Genomic DNA, 4,161 nt, shown 5'->3' on the forward strand with positions numbered 1-4,161 from the left:
AGGGCCCCGAACTGCTCGACCGTCGTCTGGCCCTGTACGACGAGAACCAGCGAATGGTATTCGGGGCCAATACGTATCGGGCATTCGCGCAAATGCTGGCAGAGAGCACCGAGGAGTCGGGGGTCCACGACCCGTGGGTCACCCGGATGCGGCACCTGCCGGCGACGGTGGTGTCGACCACCCTGGAAGGACCTCTCGACTGGCCTGATGCGACCGTCGTGAGCGGCGACGCGGTCGACGTCGTCGCGCGGCTCAAGGAGGAGTCTGAAGTGCCGTTGCGCTCGCACGGCAGCCTGTCGATGAACCGGGCGCTGATGGCCGCCGGCCTCGTCGACCGCATCCAGGTCACGCTCTTTCCCGTCATCACCGGTCAGACCGGCGACGAGCCGATCTTTAAGGGTGCGGCCGACTTCGACCTCGAGTTGATCGAAAGTCGGACGCTCGACGGCGATATCCAAGAGCTCATCTACCGCCCCACCCTGCATGTCTGATTCCAGCCATGCACTCTCCGCAGATGACCACACCGTCGCAGTCGACACAGCCAAGTATCCAGGAAGGAACCAGGTCACCTCAGGCATCGACCCTTCTTGGGGACAGCGTCGCCGACTGACGCTCCCCCTTCCGCTGCCCCACAAACGCGCGGGGTGTCGCGGCGAGCCGCCGACGCAAGCAGGCGCGGCTGGTCAGCCGGACTCACGCTCAACGAGCATCGGTGTACGGCGGCCGACCGTGCCCACCCAGCACGTGTCGACCCTTATCTCACGTACCTCATGGGCGAAAGTGGTCGCTGCCCCCGGCGCCGGCCTGGGCGTTGGCGCCGCCGAATGGCGTCGAGATGCCGCCGCCATCCCCGCCACCGGCACCGAAGTTGAACCCGCCGGGACCGAATTGGTCATGGCCCCCGGTCCCGCCGTGCGCCTCAAAGTCGCCGAACGGGCTGGAAATACCACCGTGTTCACCGCCAGCCTCACCGAACGAAGCACCGCCGGGACCGACCTGGCCGCCGCCGCCAGCGCCGGCGCCACCACCGCCGCCACCGAACGGGGTGGAGACAGCGCCGCCACCGTGTTCACCGCCGCCGGCACCAAATCCACCATCAGGGTCGGCATAGGCGGGTGCGGCGGCCGCAGGAATCATTGCTGCGGCCAAAACGGCACCGGCAACCATGCCGAGACCGGCGGCGACTTTACGACGTCGTGATTTGCAGTTCACTTCGGCAACTCCGTTTCTCGAGTGGATGGCGTGGGTTTGTCCCACTTGCGGTTTCCATCGATAGTTGACGGCCCCGCGCTAAGAGTTGGGACACCATGCGCGCCTTGGACTTACGGAGCCTACAGTGCCATGCCTGTGGTTATGCTGTGGGGCACCTGCAGGTTCCTTAGGGGCGTTCGATCTCGCGGCGCAAGGTGTCGACAATCCGCGCCTAACCGAACGCGTTGCAGCAGATTTGCATTGCTCGGCCAGCGCGCACGCACTCCTCACTTCGACACGGCTATGGGCATGGCGCACACTTGTCCAATGCAGATATGTCATTTCATCGGCGTTGTGCTGACCGGGACTCCGCCTGCGCCGCGGTTCCTGCGCGGGGGCCAGGCGTCGACGCCACTCCGGCGGGCGTAATAGTGGCCGCCGAGCCGCGCCGCAAGCTGGACGGCCTCTCGGAGGTACGCGCGTTCTTTCACACCAACACGGTGCCGCTGTACTTCATCTCCCCCACCCCGTTCAACCTGCTGGGCATCGATCGCTGGATACGAAACTTCTTCTACCTGACCTACTTTGATTCTTTCGAGGGCACACACTCGCGCGTGTTCGTTCCTCGGCGGCGCGACCGCATTGATTTCGGGTCCATGGGTGATGTGTGCAACCACCTGCTGCGTGATCCCGAGACCCTCGAGTTCATCGCGGGCCGAGGGCCTGGTGGCAAGGCCTGCTTTGTGATGATGGAAGAGGAGACGCAGGCTCTCGCCCGCGAAGCGGGTCTGGAGGTCATGCACCCTCCCGTGGAGTTGCGCCATCGCTTGGGCTCCAAGCTCGTCATGACGCGTCTGGCCGACGAGGCGGGCGTGCCCAGCGTGCCTCACGTGATCGGGCGGGCCAGCTCATACGACGAGCTGCGGGCGCTGGCGCAACAGGCCGGGCTAGGCGATGACCTCGTCGTCGTGGCCGCCTATGGCGACGCCGGCAGTGCGGTGTTCTTTGTGCGCGGTCAGCGCGACTGGGATAAGCATGCCGGTGACCTGGCCGGGCAGGAAGTCAAAGTCATGAAGCGCATCCGCAATGTCGAGGTGTGCATCGAGGGCACCGTGACCCGCCACGGCACCGTGATCGGTCCCGCGATGACCAGTCTCGTCGGTTATCCGGAGTTGACTCCGCGCAAAGGCGGGTGGTGCGGCAATGACATCTGGCGCGAGGTGCTGCCGCCCGCACAGACGCACGCCGCGCGACAAATGGTTGGAAAGCTGGGCGACATCCTGAGCCGCGAGGGCTACCGCGGCTACTTCGAGGTGGACCTCCTGCACGACCTGGACTCCGACGAGCTCTATCTCGGCGAGGTGAACCCTCGTCTCAGCGGCGCGAGCCCGATGACAAACCTGACCACCGAGGCCTACGCCGACATGCCGCTGTTTCTCTTCCACCTGCTCGAGTACATGGACGTGGACTACGAGCTCGACATCGACGAAATCAATGCGCGCTGGGAGCGGGGCTACGGGGAGGACGAGGTCTGGGGTCAGCTGATCATCAGTGAAACCTCGCAAGATGTCGAGATTTTCACGGCGACGCCACGCACCGGTGTGTGGCGCATCGACGACGATGGGCGCGTCTCCTTCGCGCGCCCGGCCAACGACTGGGCCACGCTTCTCGACGGGTCCGAGGCCTTCTACATGCGTGTCGCCGCGCCGGGCGACTTACGTTGTGAGGGCGCACAACTCGGCGTGCTCGTCACCCGCGGACACCTGCAGACCGACGACTACCAGCTCACCGAGCGCTGCCGGCGCTGGATCAAGGGCATCAAGGCGAAGTTCGCCTCCACCCCCCTGGCGCCGGCCACGCCGATCGTCTCGCGGCTCGTTGCGCGAGCGTGAGCATCCCCGCCGGCATCTCACTCGACAACTGGCTCTCGGCGCCATATGCGCAGTGGTCCTTCCAGCACGTCGAAGACTTCGTGCCGACCGCACTAATCTCACGCCGGACAGGGCCGCCTGCGGTGTTGCCCGCGGCACCTTCTCCCCTGGCCAACATTCCGGTGACCGGTACTGACGGCGCGGCCACCACCGTGGGCGCGGTGATGGCCGCAACCGTGACCGACGGGTGGGCAGTTGCCTACCGCGGGTTCATGGTGGCCGAGGAGTATCTCGACGAGCTCGGGCCCCAGACCCGTCACCTGCTGTTCTCCGTAAGCAAGTCGCTGGTGGCAGCCGTCGTCGGCGCGCTGCACGGGGCCGGTGCTATCGAACTTGACTCGCCGGTCAGGGCATTCGTTCCCGCCCTGGCCAATTGCGGCTACGCCGATGCGACGGTGCGCCACCTGCTGGACATGAGGTCGGGTATCGCCTTTTCGGAGGACTACGGCGACCCGGCCGCCGAGATACACCTCCTCGACCAGGCGATGGGATGGGCGCCAAAGAGCAGTCCGGGCGCCCCGTCGACGCTGCAAGAGTTCCTGCTGACCTTGCGGCAGAAGTCGGCCCATGGCGGCCCGTTCGAATATCGCTCGTGTGAAACCGATGTACTCGGGTGGATCTGTGAGGTGGCCGCCAGCCAGCGGATGCCCGACCTGATGTCGGAATTGCTGTGGAGCCGCATCGGCGCCCAGTGCGACGCCACCATCGGCGTTGACGCGGCCGGCACCGGATTCTTCGACGGCGGCATCAGCGCCTGTCTTACCGACATGATCCGATTCGGCTCGCTGCTCCTGCGCGACGGAGTCTCGTTGACCGACGAGCAAGTGGTGCCGGCGGCCTGGATCGCCGACACCCTCGAAGGCGGCCCCGACTCGCGTCAGGCGTTCGCCGCCAGCCCCGACGACAACCGAATGCCCGGCGGGATGTACCGCAACCAAATGTGGTTGCCCTACCCCGGCAGCAACGTCATGTTGTGCCTGGGCATGTGCGGACAGATGATCTACGTGAACCGCGCCGCCGAGATGGTCGCCGCCAAGTT

General features: G+C 65.8%; 4 protein-coding genes. All 4 read left to right on the forward strand.

Annotated features, from left to right (window positions below):
- Positions 1-491, forward strand: a 491-nt coding sequence (locus VFA16_RS13020) for a dihydrofolate reductase family protein (protein ID WP_324968211.1), incomplete at its 5' end; no start/stop codon positions are given.
- A gap of 238 nt (positions 492-729) precedes the next feature.
- The gene (locus VFA16_RS13025) at positions 730-1,200 is read left to right on the forward strand and encodes a hypothetical protein (protein WP_324968212.1); all 471 of its coding nucleotides are present in this window, start codon (positions 730-732) and stop codon (positions 1,198-1,200) included.
- 326 nt (positions 1,201-1,526) lie between these two features.
- Entirely contained in the window at positions 1,527-3,083 is a 1,557-nt protein-coding gene (locus VFA16_RS13030) for a biotin carboxylase (RefSeq protein ID WP_324968213.1), read from the forward strand.
- A partial coding sequence (locus VFA16_RS13035) for a serine hydrolase (RefSeq protein WP_324968214.1) occupies positions 3,080-4,161 on the forward strand: 1,082 nt, incomplete at its 3' end. The genes VFA16_RS13030 and VFA16_RS13035, both read left to right, overlap by 4 nt.

Origin of the sequence: Mycobacterium sp. (assembly GCF_035653355.1) — a bacterium.
GTDB lineage: Bacteria > Actinomycetota > Actinomycetes > Mycobacteriales > Mycobacteriaceae > Mycobacterium.